This window comes from Desulfitobacterium hafniense DCB-2, from assembly GCF_000021925.1.
Lineage (GTDB): Bacteria > Bacillota > Desulfitobacteriia > Desulfitobacteriales > Desulfitobacteriaceae > Desulfitobacterium > Desulfitobacterium hafniense.
Window position 1 is genome coordinate 3,958,760 of sequence record NC_011830.1, and the last position, 25,334, is coordinate 3,984,093.

General features: G+C 47.6%; 21 protein-coding genes. 3 read left to right on the forward strand and 18 right to left on the reverse strand.

Going from position 1 to position 25,334, the window contains the following annotated elements; translation table 11 throughout:
• Window position 1 precedes the first annotated feature (1 nt).
• Window positions 2-832 (reverse strand): TIM barrel protein, encoded by an 831-nt coding sequence (locus tag DHAF_RS18585; protein ID WP_015944746.1) that lies wholly within the window; start codon window positions 830-832, stop codon window positions 2-4.
• 232 nt (window positions 833-1,064) lie between these two features.
• On the opposite strand from DHAF_RS18585, the gene DHAF_RS18590 reads away from it, so the two are divergent.
• Complete coding sequence (locus DHAF_RS18590; RefSeq protein ID WP_011460425.1) at window positions 1,065-1,244, forward strand: small, acid-soluble spore protein, alpha/beta type; 180 nt, start codon at window positions 1,065-1,067, stop codon at window positions 1,242-1,244.
• A 78-nt stretch (window positions 1,245-1,322) separates the two neighbouring features.
• On the opposite strand, the gene DHAF_RS18595 is transcribed toward DHAF_RS18590, so the two are convergent.
• From DHAF_RS18595 to DHAF_RS18625, 7 genes are all read right to left on the reverse strand, one after another.
• A complete protein-coding gene (locus DHAF_RS18595; protein ID WP_015944747.1) occupies window positions 1,323-1,754 on the reverse strand; it encodes an Hsp20/alpha crystallin family protein in 432 nt (143 codons plus the stop codon).
• A gap of 68 nt (window positions 1,755-1,822) precedes the next feature.
• Window positions 1,823-2,017: a CopZ family metallochaperone gene (locus DHAF_RS18600; protein ID WP_015944748.1), complete on the reverse strand. Its 195-nt coding sequence runs from the start codon at window positions 2,015-2,017 to the stop codon at window positions 1,823-1,825.
• Window positions 2,018-2,075: 58 nt separating this feature from the next.
• A complete protein-coding gene (locus DHAF_RS18605; protein WP_015944749.1) occupies window positions 2,076-5,006 on the reverse strand; it encodes a heavy metal translocating P-type ATPase in 2,931 nt (976 codons plus the stop codon).
• A gap of 47 nt (window positions 5,007-5,053) precedes the next feature.
• Window positions 5,054-5,389 carry a metal-sensitive transcriptional regulator gene (locus DHAF_RS18610; RefSeq protein WP_005813255.1) on the reverse strand — a complete coding sequence of 112 codons (336 nt, stop codon included), beginning with the start codon at window positions 5,387-5,389 and terminating at the stop codon, window positions 5,054-5,056.
• 181 nt (window positions 5,390-5,570) lie between these two features.
• Entirely contained in the window at window positions 5,571-5,927 is a 357-nt protein-coding gene (locus tag DHAF_RS18615) for an SMR family transporter (RefSeq protein ID WP_015944750.1), read from the reverse strand.
• 1 nt (window position 5,928) lies between these two features.
• Window positions 5,929-7,188, reverse strand: a complete 1,260-nt coding sequence (locus DHAF_RS18620; RefSeq protein WP_015944751.1) for a glycosyltransferase family 39 protein — start codon at window positions 7,186-7,188, stop codon at window positions 5,929-5,931.
• Entirely contained in the window at window positions 7,188-8,135 is a 948-nt protein-coding gene (locus DHAF_RS18625) for a decaprenyl-phosphate phosphoribosyltransferase (protein ID WP_005813250.1), read from the reverse strand. Before DHAF_RS18625 ends, DHAF_RS18620 begins: the two co-directional genes overlap by 1 nt.
• A 227-nt stretch (window positions 8,136-8,362) precedes the next feature.
• Here DHAF_RS18625 and DHAF_RS18630 point away from each other — a divergent pair, with 227 nt between their 5' ends.
• On the forward strand, window positions 8,363-8,860 hold the full coding sequence (locus tag DHAF_RS18630) for a hypothetical protein (protein WP_041271991.1): 498 nt from the start codon (window positions 8,363-8,365) through the stop codon (window positions 8,858-8,860).
• A 140-nt stretch (window positions 8,861-9,000) separates the two neighbouring features.
• Window positions 9,001-10,524, forward strand: a complete 1,524-nt coding sequence (locus DHAF_RS18635) for a YifB family Mg chelatase-like AAA ATPase (protein ID WP_015944754.1) — start codon at window positions 9,001-9,003, stop codon at window positions 10,522-10,524.
• Between the two features lie 146 nt (window positions 10,525-10,670).
• On the opposite strand, the gene DHAF_RS18640 is transcribed toward DHAF_RS18635, so the two are convergent.
• From DHAF_RS18640 to nuoL, 10 genes are all read right to left on the reverse strand, one after another.
• On the reverse strand, window positions 10,671-12,557 hold the full coding sequence (locus tag DHAF_RS18640) for an aryl-sulfate sulfotransferase (RefSeq protein ID WP_015944755.1): 1,887 nt from the start codon (window positions 12,555-12,557) through the stop codon (window positions 10,671-10,673).
• An 84-nt stretch (window positions 12,558-12,641) separates the two neighbouring features.
• On the reverse strand, window positions 12,642-14,165 hold the full coding sequence (locus DHAF_RS18645) for an SLC13 family permease (protein WP_005813244.1): 1,524 nt from the start codon (window positions 14,163-14,165) through the stop codon (window positions 12,642-12,644).
• Window positions 14,166-14,476: 311 nt separating this feature from the next.
• On the reverse strand, window positions 14,477-15,406 hold the full coding sequence (locus DHAF_RS18650) for a LysR family transcriptional regulator (protein ID WP_005813242.1): 930 nt from the start codon (window positions 15,404-15,406) through the stop codon (window positions 14,477-14,479).
• Between the two features lie 16 nt (window positions 15,407-15,422).
• Window positions 15,423-16,346, reverse strand: coding sequence for a LysR family transcriptional regulator (locus DHAF_RS18655; protein ID WP_015944756.1), 924 nt, complete (start codon window positions 16,344-16,346; stop codon window positions 15,423-15,425).
• A gap of 26 nt (window positions 16,347-16,372) precedes the next feature.
• Window positions 16,373-18,178, reverse strand: a complete 1,806-nt coding sequence (locus DHAF_RS18660; RefSeq protein WP_015944757.1) for an ATP-binding protein — start codon at window positions 18,176-18,178, stop codon at window positions 16,373-16,375.
• Between the two features lie 26 nt (window positions 18,179-18,204).
• Entirely contained in the window at window positions 18,205-18,897 is a 693-nt protein-coding gene (locus DHAF_RS18665) for a response regulator transcription factor (RefSeq protein ID WP_005813236.1), read from the reverse strand.
• A gap of 162 nt (window positions 18,898-19,059) precedes the next feature.
• Window positions 19,060-19,425 (reverse strand): YraN family protein, encoded by a 366-nt coding sequence (locus DHAF_RS18670; RefSeq protein ID WP_015944758.1) that lies wholly within the window; start codon window positions 19,423-19,425, stop codon window positions 19,060-19,062.
• 903 nt (window positions 19,426-20,328) lie between these two features.
• Entirely contained in the window at window positions 20,329-21,819 is a 1,491-nt protein-coding gene (locus tag DHAF_RS18675) for an NADH-quinone oxidoreductase subunit N (RefSeq protein WP_015944759.1), read from the reverse strand.
• The gene (locus tag DHAF_RS18680; protein WP_005813230.1) at window positions 21,819-23,378 is read right to left on the reverse strand and encodes a complex I subunit 4 family protein; all 1,560 of its coding nucleotides are present in this window, start codon (window positions 23,376-23,378) and stop codon (window positions 21,819-21,821) included. Before DHAF_RS18680 ends, DHAF_RS18675 begins: the two co-directional genes overlap by 1 nt.
• Window positions 23,378-25,333 carry an NADH-quinone oxidoreductase subunit L gene (gene nuoL, locus DHAF_RS18685; protein WP_011460436.1) on the reverse strand — a complete coding sequence of 652 codons (1,956 nt, stop codon included), beginning with the start codon at window positions 25,331-25,333 and terminating at the stop codon, window positions 23,378-23,380. The genes DHAF_RS18680 and nuoL overlap by 1 nt, the downstream gene beginning before the upstream one ends.
• Between the last annotated feature and the right edge of the window lies 1 nt (window position 25,334).

Genomic DNA, 25,334 nt, shown 5'->3' on the forward strand with positions numbered 1-25,334 from the left:
ACTAAGCCATAGTGCGGTAAGTCGTTTGCAGGAGCAGGGCATCCTCTTCGAGATTGGGACTTTCACAAATCACCAATCCTTCCACACCGAAAGTGTGAAATGCTTTCATTAACTCTGGATAGCGCAAATCGGATTCTTTAAGTATGAGGTGCTTTTTCTCTCCCTTAACACCATAATCAATCCCGGAGACATGAAAGTGAACATGCTTAACCCAGCGGTCCCCCAGGGATTCTGCCGCAGCCTCCAGGACTTGACAGAATTCATCATAGGTATTGATCCGCCCATTGCTGCGGGCATGCAGATGACTGATATCAATACAGGGCAAGACCCCTGGAACTGCTTGCGCCAAGGTCAGAACCTCCTGCAGAGTGCCCAGCTGTGAGGGCTTCCCCGTTGTCTCCGGCCGTAATATGACATCATTCCCTTCCGCATCCAGAATCTCCCGAACCTTCATGAGTTCCCCAGCGGTTCTTACCAGGACAACCTGAGGATCATCCTGATGGTAAAAAGCAGGATGGAATACTACACTCTTAACACCTAAAATTTTGCTGATGCGTGCACTATGCAAAAGGCGCTCACGGCTGGCCGCTACTTTCTCAGGTTCCTGAGAATTAAAGTTAATCCAATAAGGGCCGTGGCAGCTTAGGGCAACCTTCTCTTCCACAGCTATTTGAGCAATTTTTTGGGCTTTTTCTTCCCCCATGCGGACCCCTTGGACAAATTCTACTTCCATAGCATCCAGCTGAAGCTCCCGGACGCGCTTGACCCCTGCTTCTGTGGAACGTTCTTTGGCCGATAAAGGAACCCCGGCCGTCCCGAATAAAAGCGGCACATCCCTTCCTCCTTTTGTTGCTTTATTTTTTGTTGGGCATAAATTGGGTTTATCATAACAGTTTTTCTGGCTTTCATCTAATTATTTATCCCTTATCTGAGCTAAGGAGCTCCAAGAAGATCTGAGAACAACTCTTTCCTCACACATAAAGTTCAGGGAAGCGATGCAAACTAGTGTTACTTGCTTAAATGGCAAGGAGATGTATTTCCCTAAGGTGAAAGGAGGAATCCAAATGTCCAGACGTCGCAGTACCATGTCCGATAACCTTAAGCAGCAGATAGCCCAGGAGCTTGGATTTTCGAATACCTTAAATCAGGAAGGGTTCAGTGGCGTTTCATCCCGGGATTGTGGCAATATGGTGAAAAAGGCAATTGAGATCGCCGAACGCAATATGGCCGGTCGTTTGTCCTAGGACAAGGACGGTAATGAGGGCTCGTAAGATTCGAATCCAGATTCGAATCTTGCGAGCCCCTTTCTAAATGCCGGTACTCTAATGAAAATCCACTTCGATGGTGCGGGCTGCCGGGTGACGATCCTTGAGAAAAGACAATTCCAAAATCCCATTTTTGTAGCTGGCATGGGAGCCGTCTGCTTTTACCACTGCCGGAAGGGTGAGCGTCCTGCTGAACTTCCCGTAATATCTCTCCGTGTGGTGAGAAGAACGTTCACTTGTCGATGCAGCCCGTTTGATCTCACCACTGATGGTCAAAAGCTTTTCATCAACCTCAATATGCAGATCTTCTCTCTTCTCAAGACCGGGAATCTCCGCTGTGACGAACACTTGGTCCGCTGTTTCTTCCACATCCACCCGGTAAAGAAACTGGGAAAGTTCCTCTTTGCCACGGCCGCGAAGATAATTACGCTCCATCTCATCCCAATAGTGATTGAACATCCGGAAAGGGTCATTAGGAATTAATGCCATAATTCTCACCTCATTAAGATTGGTATTGCTCAAATCTTAGTATGGCAAATCCCCTGGCAAAACATGCATCACTCAGCGTTATAACCGGCGTCTTCCACAGCTTTAATCAGCTCTTCCCGTCCGGCTGATCCGGCGACTACTGCTTCTCCTTTTTCTAAATTCACATCTACCTGTTGGACTCCGCCCACTTTCAGCAAGGCTTTTTCCACATGGGCTTTGCAATGATTGCAGGTCATTCCGGTAACTTTTAAGGTTTGATTCATGGTTCTTAACCTCCCTTTATTTATTCCTCCATCCTGTAGAAGGAGAGCATAACAATGTTTAATCAACCAGTTCTTTACTATACCTGGAGAGCAGCAGCGAGCTGGTCACTACGGACACTGAGGAAAAGGCCATGGCCAGGCCCGCCCATTCCGGGGGCAAGAGCTCTCCGGTAATCGGAAAAAGCACTCCGGCGGCAATGGGGATTCCCAGTGTATTGTAAATGAGAGCCCAGAATAAATTCTGCTTAATCTTGGTTAAGGTTTTGCGGCCAAGGCGAATGGCCCGTTCCACATCGAGAAGATCATTGCGCACCAGGACCACATCCCCGGTTTCTTTGGCCACATCCGTTCCTGAGCCGATGGCGATGCCGATATCGGCCTGAGCTAAAGCGGGGGCATCATTGATCCCATCCCCAACCATGGCCACTTTCAGGCCATCATTTTGGTACCTCTTGATGATCTCAATTTTGTCCTGAGGGAGGACCTCCGCCACCACTTCGTCGATGCCTACTTCATTGCCGATGACGGTGGCGACTTTCTTATTATCCCCGGTAATCATGAAGGTTTTAATCCCCAGGCCGTGCAGGCGTTTAATCGCTTCTTGCGTACTCTCCTTTAAGACATCGGCCAAGGCGATGATGCCAATGACTTTCCCGTCATAGGCCACAAAGCTGGTGGTTTTTCCTTCATTGGCCAATTCCTGAAAATCCTTCTCTACTGCTTCAGTGGGAATATTCTCTTTGAGCATCAGCTTTTTATTGCCGATGAGCAATTTCTTGCCTTGGTAAGAGCAAAGGGTGCCGTGACCACTTTCTTCATGATAGTCCTGAACTTCCTCCACCTCGATCCCTTCATCTTTAGCTCTTTGGACAATAGCTTGAGCCAAGGGATGAATGGAAGGGTTCTCCCCTGCCGCAGCAATCCTGAGCAGGTCCTTTTGGGCATATCCTTCATAGGCCATAAGATGGGTTACTTCCGGTTTCCCTTTGGTTAAGGTGCCTGTTTTGTCAAAGCCAATAGCCTCCACTTTGGCTATTCCTTCAAGCACGGCAGCTGATTTGAAGAGGATCCCCCGGTTTAAACCGACACCGCTCCCCACCATAATGGCTGTGGGCGTCGCCAACCCTAAAGCACAGGGGCAGGCTATGACCAGGACGGCAATGGCGGCGGTGAAGGCGAAGACAAAGGCACTGTCCAAAAATACATACCAGATGATGAAGGTAAGTATGGAGATAGCTACCACCACGGGCACAAAGACATTGGATATCTTATCTGCCAGACGTTGAATGGGCGGCTTAACTCCTTGGGCGTCCTCCACCATTTTAATAATTCCGGAAAGGACACTGTCCTTGCCTGTTTTGGTGGTGGAGACTTTAATGCTTCCCGAACGGTTGATGGTTGCTCCGATCACATTTTCACCGGCACCTTTATCAACAGGTATCGATTCTCCCGTAATCATGGACTCATCGATGCTGGCTTGCCCTTCAACAATCACTCCATCCACAGGAATCTTTTCACCGGGCTTCACCAGGACGATATCCCCGATTTTGACACTGGAGGCGGGGACCTCCTTTTCTTCTCCATTAATCAACAGACGGGCTCGATCCGCTTGCAGCTCAAGGAGACGTTTTAGGGCCTGCCCGGCACGTCCCTTGGCTTTTGCTTCCAGGTACTTGCCGAAACGCACAAAGGTGATCAGAAGAGCCGATGTGTCAAAGAAGGTATCCCCCTCGAAGAAAATATGGGGAAAGGTTGTCATCACACTATAGCCATAAGCAGCTGTGATACCCATAGCGACCAGCACATCCATATTGGTGGAGCGGTTCTTCAGGGCATGGTAAGCTCCCCGATAAAATGTCAAGCCAGCCGTAAATTGAACGATGGTGGCCAGAATAAACATAGTATACATGATGCCATGGGTCATGGGCATAAACATCATGGGCATCAGGGGCGCCGACAGCACTGCACTGAAGATGACCCAGTTGCGCTGGGATTTCACATGGTTATCCTCACGGGATTCCTCTTTATTCTCAATGGGGGTATAGCCTGCATCTCTGACCTGTTCATAGATGGTCTCCAGATCGATCAGGTTGGGATCATATTCTGCCGTGACGCTTTCTGTCGCAAAATTAACGGCTACAGTCTGAATTCCCGGTGTATTGCGCAATTTCTTTTCAATGGTAAGAGCACAATTAGCGCAGGTCATACCGCTCACTTTAAACTGGGCTTTTCCTTCATCCCTTTCCATATAAGCCCCATAACCCAAATCCTTGACCTTCTCAAGGATAGTTTTCTCATCGAGAAGTGCCGGGTCATAATCCAAGGAAAGTTTCTCTGAGGCAAAATTGACCGTAGCGGCTTTGACCCCCGGCAGCTTGGCCATTCCCTTTTCAATGGTCAGGGCACAATTGGCACAGGTCATACCGGTTATTTTAAGTTGCTTCTTCTCGTTAACTGATTCCTGTGCAGGGCTTTCCGATTCTTGAATGTCCGGTACGGAGGCTTCAGTGACTTCAATGGATTCTGTGGCTTCTGTAGAATATCCCGCCTCCTGGATTGCTTCTTTAATCTGTGCCTCTGTGGTTATGGCCGGATTATGACGAAAGGCGGCTTTTGACTCCGCCAGGGAAACTTCCACATCGGCCACTTCAGGGAGGTTCTCCAAAGCTTTTTTCACCCTACGCACACAATGCTCACAGGTCATACCATAAACATTCAGTTCTTTCATAAGCATCCCCTGAGCCTGAACCGGAACCCTTTGCTGAGCTTCTTGGTCCTCTATCACTGTATAGCCCGCTTCTTCGATGACATCTTTCACTCTTGCCATGCTTAAGCCTTCTCCGGTCCAGTCAAAGCTGGCCTCCCCGTTCTCCAGAGAGACGTTGACATTCTCCAGCTCCGGCAAACTTTCCAGGGCTTTCTTTACCCGGCCCACGCAATGCTCACAGGTCATGCCGGTCACCTTGATTGCTGTATTCTTTTTACTCATTATCTCGCCCCCTCGGCTTCTATCCCGCTATAAGTCCTTGCTGCCGCTTATTTCATCATTCTGTGCATGGTTTTGACCAGCTCATCGATGACTTGCTCGTTGCCCTCCTGAAGTTGCTCAAGCACACAGGATTTCATGTGTTTTTCCAGAAGAAGCTTGGAGACTCCGTTAAGAGCGGCTTGAGCCGAAGCAATCTGGTTTAATACATCGTCACAGTAGGCATGATTTTCAATCATTCCTTTGATACCGCGAATCTGACCTTCGATGCGATTCATCCGGTTGGCCAATTCACGAATGGTCTTTTCGTTATGATGGCTTAGTCTTTCACTTTTCTGAGAATTTGAGTCATGGCAAGCTGGACAGTGTTCCATTTTTTTGTCCATAAGTGTCCACCTCCTGAAATTATAGTATACCCCCCTATCCTATTTGTCAAATATAATTTAATAAAAAAAATGCTCCGCCAACCCAGTCAGGTTAGTAAAAACCCACTGCAGTCAGAGGAGCACATCTCTATCCAATAGCAAATTAAATCAAGCGAAGAGGCTTCCCAGGTGTTGCAGAGTCCTAGCTCCTGGAAATAAAAATAACGCCGACAATAACCAACACCGTTCCCAGCACCCGGTAAAAGGAAATATTCTCTTTAAAGACCATAACCGAAAACGCCATGATAAAAATATAGCCCAGGCTAACAAAAGGGTACGCATAGCTTAATTCCGTCTTAGTCAACACTTTAATCCATAATATGAAGCTTACCCCGTAGAGAAACAGCCCCGACATCACCGGGAAGTTTTGCATAATTGCACCGAGGCTTCTCAGTAAATTCTCAGGAGCAAAATCCAGTTCAAGATTTTTTGCTCCGATTTTTACGAGGATCTGGCCAAATGCTCCCAGAATCACCGAGATGATAATTTGCCCTAACATCTTATTCCCCCATCTCATCCTGCCATTGATACACCCGCCAAAGGGCGAAATAGATTAACATCATCACCGTTGGGAAAGCGTAACGGCTCTGCCCCTCTGTGATAAAATAGATGCCGGCAAACATCAAGAATGTTATCAAGAGGGTAAGTTTCTCTTTATTGATTCTTCTTGGTCCCCCTCCACCCGAGCGGAAAAAGCCTCTCAGAACCCGCCAGGAATAACTTAGTATGCCGAGGCAGCCCAGCCAGAAGACGGGGGCCCGCACCAGCTCGGAGGTCAGGAATAAGAAAAACGATAGCCAATTACTCCCTGGAGCAGCAAGGAACATTTGAATACTCGGCACTGCGAGCGCCGTCCCTCGCAAGGCATAATTAATATCCCCGACGAACAGAAAGGTGCGGGCAAGCCGCTTTATTCCCAAACCGACAAATTCAACAGGATGGCCTGCGATCCACTCTTTGGCTGCCGCGCTAAGCATCTTATTCTTTTCAAGGGCATTGGCCTCCTGATAGACCGGTGTTTTAACCAGAGAATCAGCAACGTCCTCGGCAGGCATCCAGCCTCCCACTTTATTCTGAGAGTTGTTGTTAATGTAGAGAACGATGCCGCTGTTGTTGGAAATATAGCAAAACTCCCCAAATATCTTGGAATTTCGGTAGAGCCAGGGGGATAGCACCACAAGCGCCACGAGAAGCACGATTCCAGACCGCTTAAGACTCTGCCGGAAATTCCTCTCGCTTAAAACTTCGACCAGGAAGACGGCCAGAACGAAGGCCGGAAAAAAGGGCTTCACCATGGCATTGAGTCCCGTCAGCAGGCCAATCCCAACATACTTCCAACGCAGATTGGAAAAGTAGAGCAATAATACCGAGAGCAGCCCTGTGGTAAAAAGAATTTCCGAAGCCACTAAGCTATTGTAGTAAACATTCATCGGGAATAAAACAAAGAGCAAAAGGAAGGTATTCCGCAGCCTCCCTGGAATGGAGATCTTTTTAAGCAGAAAATAGACAAGGATATTATTTGTTGTGCTCAGGGCAATATTTAAACATTTGGCAACCCAGAGCGAACTCCCGAACAGCTTATAAAAGAATCCCAGGAAAATAGGATAACCGACAGATGTGTAGGTATCACCCCATGGTCCGCCAGCGGCAATTTGGGTTGCTAAGTGGTGATAATATGAGAAATCTGAAAAAGGCACTGTGGGTACCAGCATGACCCACAGTGCATCAGCCAGCAAACCAATGAGCAGAATCCAGAACATCACAACACCCCTAATACTAAATCATGAAGCTTAAGAGTCCACAAAACATAGAGAACCCAAAGCATAACGACCGCGATGAGATGCCTGTCTTTAGTGACAAGTTTGGATGGATCTCCGGCCTCACCTTTATGAATAAGATAAAGATAGCGGAAAATACCATAGATGACAAAGGGCACTGAATAAATGAGATTGGTGGTATGATGAAGAGCCACCGTTGCCGAATCGAGAGTATATAGACTGTAGGTAAAGATAACCCCTCCGGCCGTAATCCCCAGCAATTGATTCAGCAATCCGGGGCTGTATCGTTCCAAAACAGGCCGATGCAATCCGGCATCCACGCTCAATTCGTTCAATTCGGAACACCGCTTTCCGAAGCCCATAAAAAGAGCTACCATAAAGCCACACAATAAGAGCCACTCTGAAGGGGGAATTCCCACCCCCCAGGTTCCCATGAGAATCCTCATCATAAAGCCCAGGGCAATAATAAATACATCGATGAGCACAATCCGCTTAAGCCCCTTTGTATAAGCCAAATTCTGGGCAACATACAAAACAAGAATTCCGGCAGCAATTTTTGACACATGCCAGCCCAAGAGAAGTCCCCCCAGCAGAAACAGTACGAAAACCGAGCCTGCCGCAGAAAGGGTCACCCGATTTGAAGCAAGGGGACGCTTACATTTAGTCGGATGATTCCGATCATAATCTCGATCGACAAAATCATTCATCACATAGACTGCGCTGGAAACAAGACAAAAGGCCACCGCAGCAATGATGACCTTTAGAATCAGGTGTTGGTTAAGGTTTTGAGTAAAAAGGAGACCGATGAAGACAAAGGAATTCTTAACCCATTGTCGTGGACGAACTAATTGAGCAATTGCCTGCATAGTATTCTTCTTTTGCGGGTCAAAATCAGGTTTTTTATCCTTTAAAGTTTCCAACCGGGCCATCAATGACATACACACCCTATCTATTAATCTTAAATAATAATTATAGCATAGTCGTTGCTATTCATAAATATACGATTAGATATTCGACCAATCCTTCCCACTTCCTCTATTTCCTAATAATGTTCCAGAAATTGTTTTTTGCGCTTTACAACCCCAAGCTTGTCTTATATGATTATCTGGAGAGCAAATTTGAGCGGGATGCCCAGTTGATAAGGAGGGTTGATAAGTTGGATAACGGCCAATTTCAGGAATTAGTCATCCAGCAGCTGAGTACACTCACTAAAAGCATAGATACCTTAGCAATCAACCAAGAAGTGATGCAGGCTGATATCAACACCATGAAGGCTGATATCACCGATATGAAAACAGATATCTCTAACCTCAAACAATCTCAGGTCCGCATGGAAAAAGATATTGATGCTATGAAGATCGATATCACCGATATGAAAACAGATATCTCTAACCTCAAGCAATCTCAGGTCCGCATGGAAGAAGATATCGAAGTTATGAAGATCGATATCACCGATATGAAAACAGATATCTCCAACCTTAAACAATCTCAGGCTCGCATGGAAGAAGATTTAACGAGGAAAATCACAGCTTTATTTGACAGCAGAGAACTACAAAAAGATGTCAATCAAAATGTTTCACGCTCCTTAGAGCGTATTGAAGCCAAGATTGACATCCTACAAATAGAAACGGCTTACCTTAAACGAATAAAATGAGAGAATCCTAGGCTCCTCCCACCGTAGTCGGCTGTGAAAATCACTACGCTGGAGGAGCCTAATTTTTACAAATTCCCAAAACACCTTGGAAGGAAACTCTAATATTTTGTCGAATTCTTCCTCCTATGGGAGGGATTTGGATGTTTGCTGCTGTTCATGGCATGGCGGTTTCCGGTATTCAGGCGCATTTAATACGGGTGGAAGTGGATGTCTCCAATGGTTTGCCTGAGTTCAGCATCGTTGGGCTGGCCAAGGCTGCCGTACGTGAGTCCCGGGAGCGGGTTCGCTCAGCCATCAAAAATTCAGGGTTTGATTTTCCCTTGCAGCGTATTACGGTTAATCTGGCTCCTGCTGATCTGAAAAAGGATGGTTCCAGTTTAGATTTGCCTATTGCCATCGGCATTTTAGCGGCTACCGGGCAATGTTCATTTGCAGGTCTTTCTCATACCGTCTTTGTCGGGGAGTTATCCCTTGAAGGGCAGTTGCGGCCGGTCCCCGGAATTCTCGCCATGGCCGTATCCTTAGCCCCGCACAGTGACTATGATCTAATCGTTCCTCCAGAAAACCTTCCTGAAGCTAACCTCATTGAAGAGATTAAAAGCGGCTCCGCAGCGTATCTGGCCCAGCTGGTCCATTCTTTGGAAACGGATCAACTCTTCGGCAATCCCCAGGCAAAATCCTCCTCACCAGAAGTAACTGCGGATCATCCTATCGATTTAAGCAGTATTCGGGGACAGCAGCAAGCCAAACGAGCCTTAGAAATCGCCGCTGCCGGTGGGCACAACCTTCTGCTCATAGGTCCCCCCGGCTCTGGTAAAACCATGCTTGCCAAAGCCTATGCAGGCATTCTGCCTCCTTTAACCCGCTCTGAAAGCCTGGAAGTCACAAAGATTTACAGCATCGCCGGCTTGCTCGGCCATAACGGGCAGCTTATCCGGAAGAGACCCTTTCGGCAGCCCCACCATTCGGCAACTGTAAGCGGAATTCTCGGTGGCGGGCATGATCTTAAGCCCGGTGAACTCATTCTTGCCAATCATGGCGTGCTCTTTCTGGATGAATTGCCGGAGTTTTCCCGGGGAGTCCTGGAATCTCTGCGTCAACCCCTGGAAGACCGGGAACTTACCTTAACCCGCCAGCGGGGCAGTGTCAGGTACCCGGCACGTTTGAGCCTCGTCTGCAGTATGAATCCATGTCTCTGCGGCTGGAACGGGGATTCAGCGCGGGTCTGTACCTGTACACCATGGCAAATCAGTCATTACCGCGGCCGGATATCCGGCCCCTTGCTTGACCGCCTTGATCTTCATATAGAAGTTCCCCGGGTGGAGTTTGATGAGCTCCACCGCTATCCGGAAAGCGAAACCTCAGCAGATGTTCAAAAACGTGTCCTTAAGGCCCGCCAATGCCAATGGATCCGCCTGGGAGAAAGCCGAACCAATGCGGAAATGAGCGCTGGGGAAACATCAGCTTTTTGCCGCCTCGACTCCACAGGTGAACAGCTTTTGCGCAGTGTGTTCGATCGTCAACACCTTAGCGCCCGCAGTCATGACAGGATTCTCAGGGTTGCCCGCACCATTGCCGATTTGGATAGTGAGGACTCTATCCTGCCTCGCCATCTTGCTGAAGCCCTTCAGTACCGGGCTTTGGACCGCCCTGGTGCCCACTGATCCTTCATTCTTCCTCTTTGTTTTTAAGACATCATCTGGCTCACTCGTCAACCCCATGACAAGCAGAAATTGCAGACGGCTGAAGAATAGGGTCATCCCCTGCTCTCCAGCCGTTTGTTTTTTGCCTATCTCTTTGCCTATTATACTTAAGCTGTAATAGACACTCCGGTCTCATAGAGTTTTTCTTCTGCGATGAGCTTTACTTGATATTTTCCGGATAATCCGGTCTTGTTGATATAAACATCGATATTGCGGGGGTCAGCTTTCTGGAACGTCCCTACACACATGGCTTGGAAGGCCTGAGGCACAGTATTGACAGGATATCTCTTTACCCCGCCGTCTCCGTCCACCAAAAGCAGCTGAGCCATTTCCCCGGCCTCGAAGATGGCGTTAAAGAGAACCCGATCCTCTTCTTCTGTGATGGATGCCTCATAATGATCCGGCACTCTTTCACCTGTCTCCACAGCCTTGATCTTCATCTTTGTCTCCTGGGTCTCAATTAAATTGCCCAGTATTTCGCCCGCACCTAATTCAGCCGTTTCGTGGGCATAGTAGAGGGGCAATTTTTCAGCCCGGTAACAATTGGCCGGTACTTGCAACTCATACATCAGCACGTCATCTTTAAGCTCACAGGTAATGGAATTGAAGGTAAACACACTATCCTTAAACTCCGGTTGCAGGACTTTCATAACTGCCATACCTTCGCAGGTTTCACCGTTTTCATAGCCGATGCCGCCGGAGTGAACCAGGTAATGGCCTTCATTGTAATACTCCACATTGCAAATGTAGGGAGAGAAGAACTCCGCGCCCCGCTCTTTTCCATATTGCCATACTTGTTCTATGGTCATCTTTTCGGTATCAATACGGTACCTCACACCACGGCTGAAATTCCGGCCGTTGGGCAAGTAATTCTCTTTTTTCTTCGCTCTGAAGTGGCCGTTATCAAAGAGCATGATATCCCCATCAGGTAAAACGACGCAAGCATGCTGCTCATACTGCCAGTCAAATTCCCCTTCCCCAACCGGGGTAAAGAAATATTTGTCCACCATGTCCTGGGGCCATCCTTCAGGATCCCCAATGATCCAGTTTAACTCACCTGTATCATAATCAAGGTTGATCACCACATCCTGGTGACGACCGGAGAAGCTTAAGCTGTGTGTCTTCTTATCGTACCAAACGGCGTTATTATGAAACCAATCGTGGGCATCCTGGCTTCCGGAACCGGCTACATCCTGGGGCAGGACCCTTTTATAGTCCCATGACTTGAGAATTTCTCCCGTTATGGCATCCAGGAGCACGCACATATCTTCAACCGTACCTGAGTAGAAATCAAAAGTAAGCACCAGAATGTTGCCATCTTCCATGACAAATTGATCATGGTGGTATCCGCCGGATAGACGGTATTCTTTGAATATCTTCCCACTAAAGGCCATTTCATATAGACCTGTGGTGAAATAGGGCAATTTGACCAAACGCTCCGTACCAATGAGAATATGTCCATTGGGCATACGCTTGAGATCAAAGGCAAAGTTCCTTGTGGCATACCAGCGAACTTCTCCGGCATAGTCATAGCCTACAGGCATAGCCTTCATCGCTGCCGTCAGAAACATCAGGTTGTTGCCCATGTATTCCGGGGTGGTCTTGATCGAGGTGGCCACCGGGACATCGGGATGAAGGGGCTCGGTCTTAAGGGTTATGGTGTTCTTCTGCCCATTGGCCAGGACGATTTCGATCTTATTTTCGTAATCGGCATAGAGACCATAAACCGGCAGAATATGTTTTTTATCGGCGGGGAAGGTATGCCGGATATCTCCGGGGTGCTCTTTGCCACGAACGATTATGGTTGCCTCGGTGGCTACGGGTGTTTCAAATAAGACCATGGCCGTTAAGGGGCAAATATCATAAGGGTTGAGCTTAACCAGCGGATTCTCCAGCGTATAGTGACCCGCTGAGAATTCAGCCAGAAAAGCTTCTTCCAAATCCTTTTGTCTATGGATAATATGGGGAATCTGTTCACTTTTGATCGGATTCATTATGCAACACTCCTTATACCAATTGAGTTATTTTTTAGTCGATTTCTTCCAGCGTATTCCGCCCGTACATGCTCCAACCTTGGTTTAAAACAGCATCTTGGCCAAAGGATAACCAATGAAGATGTAATATACCAGAGTGACAAGGCAGATCGGGAAGCCCAAGCGCAGAATCTCACCGGTTTTATAGATATCCGTACGCCCATGCATCATGCCGGCATGAGGAGAAGCGGCAGGGGTCAGCATAGCCACGAAGACCATCATGGTCACGCCCATGGCCACCGGCATCGGATTCAGGCCCATCTGGTCGCAGAAAGCCAGCACTACCGGCATCAGTACCACTGCCATAGCCGCGTTGTTGGCAAAGTTGGTAAGGATCAAAGCCACTGTAAACATGATGGCTACAAAGCCCATCTCTGACTGTCCGCCCAGTATCGGGTTCAGCGCGTTCAGCAGGAAATCTTTAACGCCTGTAGCGTCATTGGACAAGGCATTTGCACCGTAAACTGCGGCAGCAATCATGAAGAAAATGCCCCAATTAAACTGTTTATAGGAAACCTCTTTAAAATTCAATACTTCTTTGCCTTGGTAGCGAATGATGCAAAAAAAGATAATCCAGACAATAGTCACGCCCAAAGGCCCTAAAGTTGCCAAAAGGTTTACCACCGGATTGCTTTTATCCAGGAAGCTCGGCACCAGCAGCATAATAAGGTACAACGGTATCATAATCATCATCGTCTTCTGGGGCCAAACCATCGGCGGCAGCGGCTGTTCTCTGGCCAGCTGATCAGCATCGACACCCTTAAGCTTGTTGACATCCGGGCGCAGGATAAATTTCAAAATGATAATATACGTGACCATAAGCAGCATCGTCATAATAAAGTTTAACGCCATATAAGATACATAAGGCACCGGTGTCAAATCAGCGGGAACACCGGTCATACTGCCATACGCACTTACCACAATCAATTGAGCGCCCATAAAGGGGAAGAAGGGCTGGCCCAAAGTCATCACGGCAAACATTCCCACAAAGAAAAAGGGCCAGATTTTATCACCGCGTTCTATCTTCAGGGTGTCCATAATGCGCAAGGTGATCGGCCACATCAGGATCAGACCGGTGATCGGCGATACCAAGGTAGAAATGACATAGCAGGTAAACCAGACTACACCCATAAAAGCATAGGGACGGCCATTAATAATCTTCCGGGTCAGCAGCCAGCGCGCAATGTATTTGGTGCAGCCCGCTTCGTCCATAGCGCCAAACAAAACCATCGCAAACAATGTCAGCAAAACCGTGTCCGCGCCAAAAGCATTGAGGAAAACGGCTTTAAAGCCGACAGCGCCTTGCCCGCCATAGCCGGATAAAGCAATCAGGGTCAGGCCCAGCAAGCTTGGCCACAGACTGCCAACTGCTGACCACAAATACACCATGCCCAAAAAAGCGCCAACGACCTTCATCCCCACTGGCGTAATCGGTTCAATCGGCGCCATAAACCAAAAAATAGCCATAATAGCCAAACCAATCAAGCAATGGATATAAACTTTTTTATCATTAGGTAATATTATTTTGTTACTAGCAGTAACTTTGTCAGCACCAGCAACAGGCTCCATAATTTCCACTCTCCTTTAATACTTAGAATCATTTCCATTACCGCAGCTAGTTTTTCGCAACAACTATCGAAGACTTTATTACCTACACTATTAGAGCGCACGCAAAGAAGAAAGACCGTACTTTCACAATCCCTCCTTTTTGTTTCCTTCCGACCTTTGACATAAATAATGTTGATGAACCAATTGGTTGCTCTTATTGTAGGATATTGTTCTCCCTTTGCATAATATAGGTTTTGTTATGTCAGGTATGTGAAAAATAATATATGCACTTACTTGTGCCTATTAGCATATTTACTATTAGGTTATACCTCTTATTCTATCTGACTGATCAGGTTGTCCCGAATCAGTTCTTTAACTAATGCCAGCAATTCTCTTTCGATAAATGACAAGGATTCGTGATGAGAGTATAAGATAAAGATATCCCACTGCTCACTTAACTCATGCATGGGTATGGCCTTAATCCTTCCACTGCTCATGTATAGATCGTTGTAAGCTAATATCTCCGGAAAAATAGAAAACCCGAAGTCAGCGCTGATCAACCTTTTCAGCAATTCAATATCCTCAACAATAATCGGCTTATGCAGAGGACATCTTAAATTTCGCGAAGTTTGGATATAGTTTTCTTTATAGGAAATCATCTTCATGGACTTAATATCGGAGAAGCTGATCCGCTCTTTATCTGCCAAAGGATTTTTGCTGCTTAAGAAAAGCAATAATTTAGCCTGACCACCGGAGATGATCTCCCATTCGATCTCCACGTCATTCAGCTGCTTGAGTAAATCCTTTTTGCCATCTTGTCCACAGGGTATAACGCCTATGGAATAGGCTCCCCGATCCATGTTCTCGACGATTTCATAATAGGGAGCCTCATGGATATGCAGATTAACCTCTGGATAGATCTCATGAAATTTCACCAGTAGATCGGGGGCTATAGCATTGGCAAAGGCTCCTGGTATCGCCATCTGAAGATTACGGATCAGAACTTTTCTCCCGTCCATCATGCCCTTGATCTTTTCACTTAAGGTCAGAATAGTTCTTGCCAGCGCCAAGGCAGCTTCCCCTTGTTCCGTAGGTGCAACTCCTGTATTACTGCGTTCAAAGATCTTCAGTCCCAATTCTTCCTCCAGCCGACTGACGGATACGCTTAATGAAGGTTGGCTGATAAAAAGCGCACTGGCCGCCTTGGAAAGGGAGCCATGTTCATGAATTTTTACGATTTGATCAAGTTGTTCTACCCGCATGAATAAAACCTCCCCTTTAACTAGGGTTGCCGGCAATTATCTCGCTGAGCATCTTCTTCAGCTGCTTCGCAGAATGAGACAAAGGTTCAGTTCTGGAATAGATAAGGTACATTTTCATTTTAACTTTATCGGTTATCTTTTCGATGGCACGATAGCTTAGTAATTCTTGTTCAAAAAATAAATCATTATGCAAGAAGAAACGCGGAAAAACGGCGATTCCCTGATTTTTGGCAATGATTGTTTTCATGACCTCACGGTTGTAGACAATCAGGAACTCCCTCTTAGCCGTATCAATTCCGCAATTGCGCAGCAAATTGCGATACCTGCCACAATAATCCACAAAGGTCATTCCTTCTAAATCAGCTAATTCTATGCTCTCTTTAGCGGCCAAAGGATGTCGCTTACCAATAACCAGGCATAAATCATCCTCAATAATTTCCTCATAGGCCAGGTCATTACTGTCGAGGAGCTTGCGCATGGTATCGTCATCGTTGCTGGTCCACACCGGCACTCCCATTAAACAGGTCCCCATAGCTACCTTATCCACGATGGCAATGCCTATATCCTCAGTAATCATTAGATTAACATTAGGGTACTTTTCATTGAAACGAGTGATTAAAAGACCGGCAAAGGAGTTGAAAGCTCCTGGGGCAAGAGTCAGACTGAGATTGCCGGTCAGATTGGCTTCACCACTTGCCAGAGATTTGAGTTCTTCAATAGTATTGATGATTTCACGGGCCAAACCCACAACTTCTTTCCCTTGGCAGGTCGGAATCAAGCCTCCCCGGTTGCGGCGGAACAGTTTATAGCCCAGCTCATCCTCCAGGTTTTTCATAGAGTGGCTAAGCTGTGGCTGGCTCATAAAGAAAGTTTTCGCCGCTTCCGAGATGGATTTCTTATTATTTACTTCGATAATATGCTGAAGCTGCTCTATACGCATAGAAACTACCCTCCCTCATCGTTCTCTTACTTGGGTAGAATCACCTTAAAGGTTGTTCCCTTGCCTACTTCACTTTCGACTTTAATCTCCCCGTTATGAGCCTCGACGATCAGCATGACAATGGATAGGCCTAATCCCATCCCCCCTTCCTTCCTTGAACGGGATTTATCCACCCGATAGAATCGATCAAAAATATGGGGCAGGGCTTGAGGAGGAATTCCCTCTCCCTGATCCTCTACATTAAATTGAATATGCTCTTCACTGTCAATGATCCTAATGTAGACACTTTTGCCCTCAGGAGTGTGGCGGAAGGCATTTTCGATGAGATTGATAAAGACTTGAAGCAAACGATCCCGATTGGCATGGATAACTCCTTTACCGTTATCCATTTGCAAATGGATTCCTAACTCATCGGCTCGTCCCTGGAAACGGTAGCCCAATTCCTGGATAAAGCCGGCCAAATCAATTTCTTTTTTCTCAAAATTCTTCCAACTCTCAAAACGGTCCAGCTCTTGAAGTTCCATGACCAATTTAGCTAAGCGCTTCGCTTCCTCCAGTACCAGATCGATGTGTTCCGTCTGCTCCTCTTTAGCGATCACTCCATCTTGGATAGCTTCCAAATAGCCTTGAATCAAGTGAAGGGGGGTGCGTAATTCATGAGTGACACTGGCCATAAAATCCCGCCGCTCTTTTTCTGCCCTTAAGGATGCGGTAATATCCCGCAGTACGGCAACATAGCCCTGTTTGCCGTCTTCAAATTGGGTTGTCGCCATAGCCACTTGAAGCACTTGGGTATCTAAGTTGAAATGGATCTTTTTATCGATCTCAACACCCTCCATGGATTCTCGTAAAAAGGCCATCAGAGTTTCTTTACGCTCTGAAGACTCTTCTTCCGATCCCGAGCCCTGCCACAGAGCTTTAGCCGGTTCATTGGTGTAGAGAATCTCCCCTTCCCCATCCAGCATAATGACGCCGTCACTGATTCCTTCGACAATGCCCAGCAGAAGATTCCTCTCCTCAGACAGCCAAGTCATGTGATTTTTAAGGCTTTCTCCCATGGAGTTCAGGACATCGGCAAGTTCGCCTAACTCATCCCGGCTTCTCACTCCGGTAATAGGCTGAAAGTCTCCATTGGCCATTTGGCTGGCACCTTTCTGCATCAAGGCTAAGGGCCGTGTCACTTGTCTGGCAAAGACTAAGCTTACCAAAGTGGCCAAAACCACAGCTGCCAGAGATACATATAAAGTCATCCGGCGAAAGGCATTAATACTATCCTGAACAGGGGCCGGTGACGTTCCCAAAACGACAATAGCTTCACTGGGATTGCCTAAAGGGGCTGCAGCAATGAGCATCGCTTGTCCCGTTTTATTCCTGGGAATCGCTTTAATCGTTATCACCTTTCCGGCCAGGACCTCGGCAATATCCGTCCTTGACAAAAAATCCGAAGGGTATAAGGAGCGGATCAGCCAGCTCATCTCCCCCGAAACATCACCCCAACCGATACGATCATTGGTTCCGAAGCTTGCCGCCACATTCCCGCCCTTAATGGCGATAATCTCGCTGTAACGGTCAATGACAACCATTTGCGTATCCGAGGACAGACGGATTTCATCAATGGCAAATAAGCGCTGCGACCAATTAGGCTGCTCTCCGAGGTAATGGGATATTTCCTCCACTTCTTTCCCCAAAGTATCCAAAGTTTGCTGGAAGTAAAAGTCACCAAAAAGCAAGGTGATGGTTACCCCTAATCCGCCCAAAACCGCGAGAATTAAAGCGGTTATAGCAGCCCATAATTTCATACTTATACTTCGCGGACGCAGGTCAAAGTTCAATTTTTTCTCCTCTTTTCGAGCGCGTACTATTCATTGACTGCTTCGGGATCGAATTTATAGCCCACTCCCCATACCGTAGCAAGCATGCTCCTTACTTTAGGGTCAGCCAGCTTTTCACGAATCTTCTTGACATGAGTATCCACTGTGCGGGCATCACCATAGAAATCATAGCCCCATACGGTTTCCATCAGCTGTTCTCTGGAAAACACCCGGCTGGGGTTTTTGGCTAAAAAGTAAAGGAGCTCAAATTCCCTTGGCGTAAAAGGAATTTGTTCATCATCGATGGACACCCGATGTTTATCCTTCTCAATTTTAAGGGGACCGAAGAGTAAGTCTGAAGAACTTATGGCCGTATTCCCCCGGGAACGCCTTAAAAGCGCTTTTACCCGCGCTACCAGCTCCTTGGTGCTAAATGGTTTCACGAGATAATCATCTGCGCCCAATTCAAAACCTAACACACGATCAAACTCTTCCCCTCGGGCTGTGAGCATTATGATCGGGATATCGGATCTCTCTCTCACATCCCGGCATACTTTCCAGCCATCTATCTCAGGCATCATTAAATCGACGATCAGCAGAGCATAGTCCTGTTTCTGAAACTTTTCCAGAGCTTCCCGCCCATTGCCTGCTTCATCCACCTCATAGCCTTCCCGTTCCAAATACATGCGAACCAAATGACGTATACGTTCTTCATCATCAATTACTAAAATCGCATTCATAGCCGTCCTCCCTCCAATCTTGTCCTATCTGCATTTTATCATACCTCTATCAATAACACATCTTCCCCGTTTCAAAATACCCGCCACCGTTCGCATTGTGATTGACGACAACCCAGTCATAGGAAAGTTTAACAGCCAGAAATGTAATCAGGTTACAGAGTACTAGATACCGCGAATCCAGATGATATCCGGCTGCTTGCCTTCCTGGTTCTGGCAACGTATAGCAATTAAATCAAAACGTAAAGAAGGCCATTCTTTATAATTCCTGAACTTTAAATAATGAGTGGCTATGCGATAAAGCCGCTCCCGCTTCTTAGCCGTAATGCTTTCTTCTCCCCACCCCCGGCTTCCCGTGGAACGAGTCCTGACTTCAATAAATATAATCGTCTCTCCTTCTTGAGCAATGATATCCATTTCCCCTAAAGGACAGCGATAATTGCATTCCAGTACAGTAAGTCCAGCCTGCCTAATATGCTTGACAGCAAGTTCTTCCCCATATCTTCCCAATGCTTGCCGATGTTCACTCATAAGCAGTTCTCCTTTGATTTTCTTGTTCCCTAAGTTTTTAGGTATTTTAACACATTAGATCCCTTTGTCCCAGCAAGAATCTGTTGTACAGTACGGCGAATCTATCCTTGTTGCCTTTTGTCCGGGTCGTTGTAACTAAAGCTTGCTCGGGTCGCGTAGCTTTACGCACAACGCGTACTCCATAGCTCCGGGGCTGGTTTACTCGCTTTCTTAACAGCTCCACCAAACCCCGCTGCTTTCTGCATGTAAACCGTGGCTCCGCTACGTTAAGAAAGCCTCGTCAACCTGACCGCCCCTCCGCTAAATCCGTCACCTTCGGGCGTGAATCCTAAAACCTTCCACTGGAAGGTTTTTTCTCCGGAGTTCACGGCTTTTGTGCGCAAAGCTACGTCTTATGGGACTTTTTCAAAGTCAAGTTTGCGGGTCTTCTTCAGCTCTGCTGTTCAGCTTTCTTGGTGCTTTCTTCGAGTAGTCTAAGGGGTGTCGTTAAGGATGCAAAAAGCAGCTCAGATAAGGCGGCCTCCCACACATCTCCTACAACGCCCCACTCTCCCAGACCCGAAAAGCAGCCCAAGGATTTTGATTTACAAAAGGGAAGCGACTTTAAGCGAGCGGAAACAAAACTTCGCGAAAAGCACGCAGCGGAGTCGAGTTGGAAACAGGACGTTTCCAACCCGCTATGAGAACAAAGTGCGAAAGCAGTGCTTTCGAGGAGCCGATTTAGCGGGGCACTCGACGGAGCGGAGAGCTTGAGCGTTAGTTTTGTCCGCGCAGCTTATGGAGCGACCGGTGTAAAGCAAAACCCTGGAGACTAAGCTTCCGGAACTTTCCAGAGCAGAGCAGGCCCCTTACGAAAAGAGCCTCAGCATAAGCTGAGACTCTCTTAAAAGACATTATGGTATTCTATTTTACCAGGCTCGAAGCGGCGGTAAGCGCCATTTGAGCCAAAGGTGTGGGGTAAATACCTAAAACAATCGTGACAATCATGGAGAATATCATGCCAAATTTGGCCGCACCATGAACAGGCACTTCAGGTAATCCTTCCCCATCGCCCAGATACATGATCTTAACAATGGATAAATAGTAATAGACGGAAATCATACTCATCACAAAACCTATCACCGCTATCCAGACATGTCCTTGGTTGATGACTGCCGAGAAAAGGTAGAATTTACCCACAAATCCTGCCAAGGGCGGAATCCCAGCCAAAGAAAGAACGGATAAGGTAAGAACTGCGGCGGCCAGCGGGGAACGTTTTGCCAAACCTGCGTAATCCTTGATCTCAGTGCTGCCCTGGCTCTGGGCCACATGGGTAATGACCGCGAAGGCCCCCAGGTTAGCAAAGACATAAATCATCAGGTAGAACAATACCCCTTTGATCCCATCCACAAAAGCACTGACCGGATCGACTCCCCATTGGGATACCGAGCTGGCAATGGAGACTGCGATGACGCCAACGATGATGTAGCCTGCCTGAGCAATCCCCGAATAAGCCATCAAGCGTTGGATATTCTTTTGGGGGAAGGCCATCAGGTTACCGATGATCATCGTTATAGCGGCCAATACCAGAAGCAGGATGAGTCCGGCTTCAGCCATGGAATGATTGTACATCATCAGGACATAGAATCTGACCAAGGCCGCAAAACCGGCGGCTTTGGAGGCTGTGGCCAAGAATGCGGTGATGGGAGCAGGAGCCCCTTCATAAATATCCGGTGCCCACATATGGAAAGGAACCAAACTGATTTTAAAGCCAAATCCAGCCAGCATCATCACGGTAGCCAGGATAGTCACTGTATTCGCCTCAGCACCTAAGGACATGGCCACAGTAAACATCTGAGTGGAGCCGGTGAGTCCATAGATCAGGCTGATACCGTAGAGCAGAACTGCTGAAGAGGCGGCTCCCAGCACCAAATACTTAATGCCCGCCTCTGAGGATTTGGGATCATTGGGATGGTAAGCGACGAGAATATAGAAGGTGATGGTCATCAACTCTAAGCCTACATACATCGTGAGAAGATCCCCGGCACCAGCCATCAGCATCATGCCCAAAGCGGCCAAGAGGAGCAGGGGGTAAAACTCACCGCGGTAAGCCTGGAATTTAGCCACATAGTTTTTCGTGGAAAGCACTACCAGGAGTGCCGCAACGAGGAAAAGAATCTTGAAAAAGCCTGCAAATTGGTCGTGCATATACATTCCTTGCAGGAATGCCGCATTTCCACCATAGAAGAAATCATAGACAGCGTAAGCAAGGGTTCCCAAAAGGGCGAATAAGGTAAGAGGGAACATTCCTTGTCTCGACCCGCGGGGAAGGATGAGACCTACTGCGAATAAGCCAAGGCCAAGGACTGCCATAATGATTTCCGTTGAGAGTAAAGATAATTCGAAACTCATCATTAGAACAACCCTCCCATCTTCGCCTGAGTCACAGCTTCAAGCACCTTAGCTAACCCTGAAGATTGGACCCCGGTGTCGATCAATTGCAGCACGGTGTTCGGGAAGACACCCGTTATGATGATGACAAAGACCAGGACAACCAAAGGAACAAGCTCAGGACCGCGCAGGTCTTTCAGATGATCCCATTCCTTACGGCGAGGTCCAAAGAGGACATTGGCAATGAGTCGGAGGGAATACACAGCTGTAAAGATAATCCCGGCGATACCAACCACCGCATGGACCGGCAATACCTTAACCGTGCCAATGAAGATGGTGAATTCACCGATAAAGTTCACTGTACCGGGCAATCCCAGGCCGGCCATACCTGCCAGCAAGAAGCCTACGGCCAGACGGGGCATCTGGTGAGCCAGTCCGCCCAGCTCCGCAATATTGCGGGTATGGGTCTTCTCATAGATAAAGCCAATCATGGAGAAGAAGAGAGCCGACATCACACCGTGGGCAAACATCATGGCTACTGCACCATTGATGCTGGTTATATTAAGTGCCGCTACGGCAATCAGAACATAACCCATATGGCTGACGGAAGAATATCCGACCACATACTTAAGGTCTTTTTGGGCTAAAGCGATGAAGGCTGCATAGAGAACGTTAACAACCGCCAGAACGGCAATCACCGGTGCCCAGAATTTTGCCCCCAAGGGGAACACCATAAGCCCCAGGCGAATTAAACCATAGCCCCCGATCTTCTTCAGGACTCCGGCATGGATCATGCTGACCGCTGTGGGAGCGCCGGCATAACCATCGGGAGACCAGGAATGGAAGGGGAACATAGAAATCAGTGAACCAAAACCTACCGCCAACAGACCGAAGCAAATGATCTGGAAGGTCTCGTCATATTGAAGCCTTGCCAATTCATCGAACATAAAGGTCGGTCCCTGGCCCATGGCCGCCAGCTGATTGGTAGCATTGACCCACAGGGAAACCATAGCCACCAGCAATAAAGCGGAGCCCAGCAGCAGGTAGATGGTCAGCTTCATCCCTGCATACTCTTTGGTCACCCGTTTGGTGCTTCCCCAGATGATAACCATGATATAAATAGGAATAACCACGATTTCATAGAACAGGAAGAAGATAAACAGGTCCCGGGCAATGAAGGTTCCCATAACCCCGGCAATCAGGATTAAGAGCAACACGAAGAACTCTTTGACACGATTCTCGATGTTCCAGGAAGAATACACGGCAGTAAAGGCGATGAGGTTCGTGAGCAGGAGCATCGGAATGCTGATACCGTCCACCCCGAAAGCCAGATTAACACCGATATCCGGAATCAGCGGAATCGTGAGATTAAACTGCATCCCTGCTAAAGAGCGGTCATAGGCAAAGAATACATAGAGAGAGAGCAACAAGGAAGTAAGTGTTCCCAGTGCTGCCACCAGTTTGATCGTTTTTCCTTCTTCTTTGGGAAGGAAAACAATGATAAATGCTGCTAGAATCGGTGCCAACAGTGCGAATGGCAGAATAAAGGAGCCTACTTCAGGCTGAAGTGCCAATGGCGACATTACTTAACACCTCCTAGCATAGCTGCGGGATTAAGCGCCGAAAGCTGTCCTTCGCCCAGGGCGAAGACAAGATAGATAACCACAATGGCAACGAAGAATACCAAAGCATAGGTTTGCATCTGGCCTGTGGTGGTACGGCGCAAGGCGCGGCCTGAACCCCGGGTAAGGGCTGCCAGACCATTAACAATACCGTCCACAATATAGAGGTCAAACCAGTAAAGGACTTTGGCCACAATGCCATCCATAACCTTATGAATGAACCAGAGATAAATTTCGTCGATATAGTACTTGTTTTTAAGCAGTTTATAGACACCAGGGAAACGGGCCACCACATTCTCAGCCTTGATCGCCCGGGTCACATAAGTGATGTAGGCCAAGCCAATGCCCAGAACTCCGGCAATGATTGAAATGGTCGCAATCATCCAGTTAATGCTTTCATGATGGAATTCACCATAATGCACGAAATATCCGAAGTTATGCTCAGGCAAGGCAACCCAGCCGCCGACAACACTGAAGAAGGCTAAGATGATTAGGGGCAGGGTCATAACCCAAGGAGATTCGTGAGGATGATTCTCCGGTTTCTCTTCGCCCATGAAGGCCACAAAGAAGAGACGGCTCATATAAAAGGCGGTCAGGAAGGCCGTAAACAAGCCTACCGCAAAGATAATGGGGTGACCATGGTAGGCCGCCAACAAGATCTCGTCTTTGGAGAAGAATCCGGCAAAGGGCGGAATACCGGCAATAGCCAAGACCCCAATGAAGAAAGTGGTGCCGGTAATCGGCATCTTCTTCCAGAGTCCACCCATATCCCAAATGTTTTGCTTGTGATGCAGGGCATGGATGACAGAACCTGCTCCCAAGAACATTAAGGCCTTAAAGAAGGCATGGGTCATCAGGTGGAACATGGAAGCGGTTAAGGAACCAACGCCCAGAGCAAACATCATATAGCCCAATTGGCTTAAGGTCGAATAAGCCAGGATGCGTTTGATATCGTCCTGCGCAATAGCTATGGTGGCCGCAAAAATGGCTGTAAAGGCACCCATTCCTGCCACCAGCTGCAGAGCAAAAGGAGATGCGTTATCAAAGAGGAAGAACATCCGCGCCACCAGATAAACCCCGGCCACAACCATGGTAGCGGCGTGGATCAAGGCACTGACGGGGGTAGGACCTTCCATGGCATCCGGAAGCCAAACGTGCAAGGGGAACTGACCGGATTTCCCAACGGGTCCGATGAAGACCAAAATTGCCATGATGGTAAGATAGCTTACGCCGCCGATCAGGGCAAAATCATGGAAGCTGGTCGCCATTTGCACCGATAAGGAACCAGGACCATAGAAATCCAAAGTACCAAAGGTATTGTAGAGGAATAAAATCCCCAAGAGCAAACCAAAGTCTCCGACGCGGGTGGTAATGAAGGCCTTTTTGGCCGCTTCCCGTGCGGATACCTTAAAGAACCAGAAGCCGATGAGCAGATAAGAGCAAAGTCCCACCAGTTCCCAGAAGATAAACAATTGCAGAAGGTTTGTTGCTAAGACCATGCCCAGCATGGATGCTGCGAATAAGGATTGAAAGGCATAATAACGTGAAAAACCGGGGTCTCCATGCATATATCCGATGGAGTAAATCTGCACCATGGATGCCACCAAGGTCACGACAAATAACATCATCGCACTCATAGGATCAATGAGTGTACCAAAGTCAATATGAAGTCCGCCGATGCTGAGCCAGTTCACAGTGGTCAGCACGGGGTTTTCAACGATTTGCGAGCCAGACTGAATAACACCAAGACCGATAGCTATGGACAATCCAAACGAAGTAAGAATCGCCAAAATAGAAATGGTGGAGGACAGTCTTTTGGATCGCTTTGTGACTAAGGCGATGAGTAGAAACGACAGGAAGGGCAAAAAGGGAATCAACCATGCCCATTGAAAAAGATCATTCATTTCCTTGAACACC

Excerpts from the sequence above, each read along its gene's own strand:
- DHAF_RS18590 (WP_011460425.1), top strand. The coding sequence starts at position 1,065 with ATGTCCAGACGTCGCAGTACCATGTCCGATAACCTTAAGCAGCAGATA.
- DHAF_RS18595 (WP_015944747.1), bottom strand. The coding sequence starts at position 1,754 with ATGGCATTAATTCCTAATGACCCTTTCCGGATGTTCAATCACTATTGG.
- DHAF_RS18600 (WP_015944748.1), bottom strand. The coding sequence starts at position 2,017 with ATGAATCAAACCTTAAAAGTTACCGGAATGACCTGCAATCATTGCAAA.
- DHAF_RS18605 (WP_015944749.1), bottom strand. The coding sequence starts at position 5,006 with ATGAGTAAAAAGAATACAGCAATCAAGGTGACCGGCATGACCTGTGAG.
- DHAF_RS18610 (WP_005813255.1), bottom strand. The coding sequence starts at position 5,389 with ATGGACAAAAAAATGGAACACTGTCCAGCTTGCCATGACTCAAATTCT.
- DHAF_RS18615 (WP_015944750.1), bottom strand. The coding sequence starts at position 5,927 with ATGTTAGGGCAAATTATCATCTCGGTGATTCTGGGAGCATTTGGCCAG.
- DHAF_RS18620 (WP_015944751.1), bottom strand. The coding sequence starts at position 7,188 with ATGTTCTGGATTCTGCTCATTGGTTTGCTGGCTGATGCACTGTGGGTC.
- DHAF_RS18625 (WP_005813250.1), bottom strand. The coding sequence starts at position 8,135 with ATGGCCCGGTTGGAAACTTTAAAGGATAAAAAACCTGATTTTGACCCG.
- DHAF_RS18635 (WP_015944754.1), top strand. The coding sequence starts at position 9,001 with ATGTTTGCTGCTGTTCATGGCATGGCGGTTTCCGGTATTCAGGCGCAT.
- DHAF_RS18640 (WP_015944755.1), bottom strand. The coding sequence starts at position 12,557 with ATGAATCCGATCAAAAGTGAACAGATTCCCCATATTATCCATAGACAA.
- DHAF_RS18645 (WP_005813244.1), bottom strand. The coding sequence starts at position 14,165 with ATGGAGCCTGTTGCTGGTGCTGACAAAGTTACTGCTAGTAACAAAATA.
- DHAF_RS18650 (WP_005813242.1), bottom strand. The coding sequence starts at position 15,406 with ATGCGGGTAGAACAACTTGATCAAATCGTAAAAATTCATGAACATGGC.
- DHAF_RS18655 (WP_015944756.1), bottom strand. The coding sequence starts at position 16,346 with ATGCGTATAGAGCAGCTTCAGCATATTATCGAAGTAAATAATAAGAAA.
- DHAF_RS18665 (WP_005813236.1), bottom strand. The coding sequence starts at position 18,897 with ATGAATGCGATTTTAGTAATTGATGATGAAGAACGTATACGTCATTTG.
- DHAF_RS18670 (WP_015944758.1), bottom strand. The coding sequence starts at position 19,425 with ATGAGTGAACATCGGCAAGCATTGGGAAGATATGGGGAAGAACTTGCT.
- DHAF_RS18675 (WP_015944759.1), bottom strand. The coding sequence starts at position 21,819 with ATGATGAGTTTCGAATTATCTTTACTCTCAACGGAAATCATTATGGCA.
- DHAF_RS18680 (WP_005813230.1), bottom strand. The coding sequence starts at position 23,378 with ATGTCGCCATTGGCACTTCAGCCTGAAGTAGGCTCCTTTATTCTGCCA.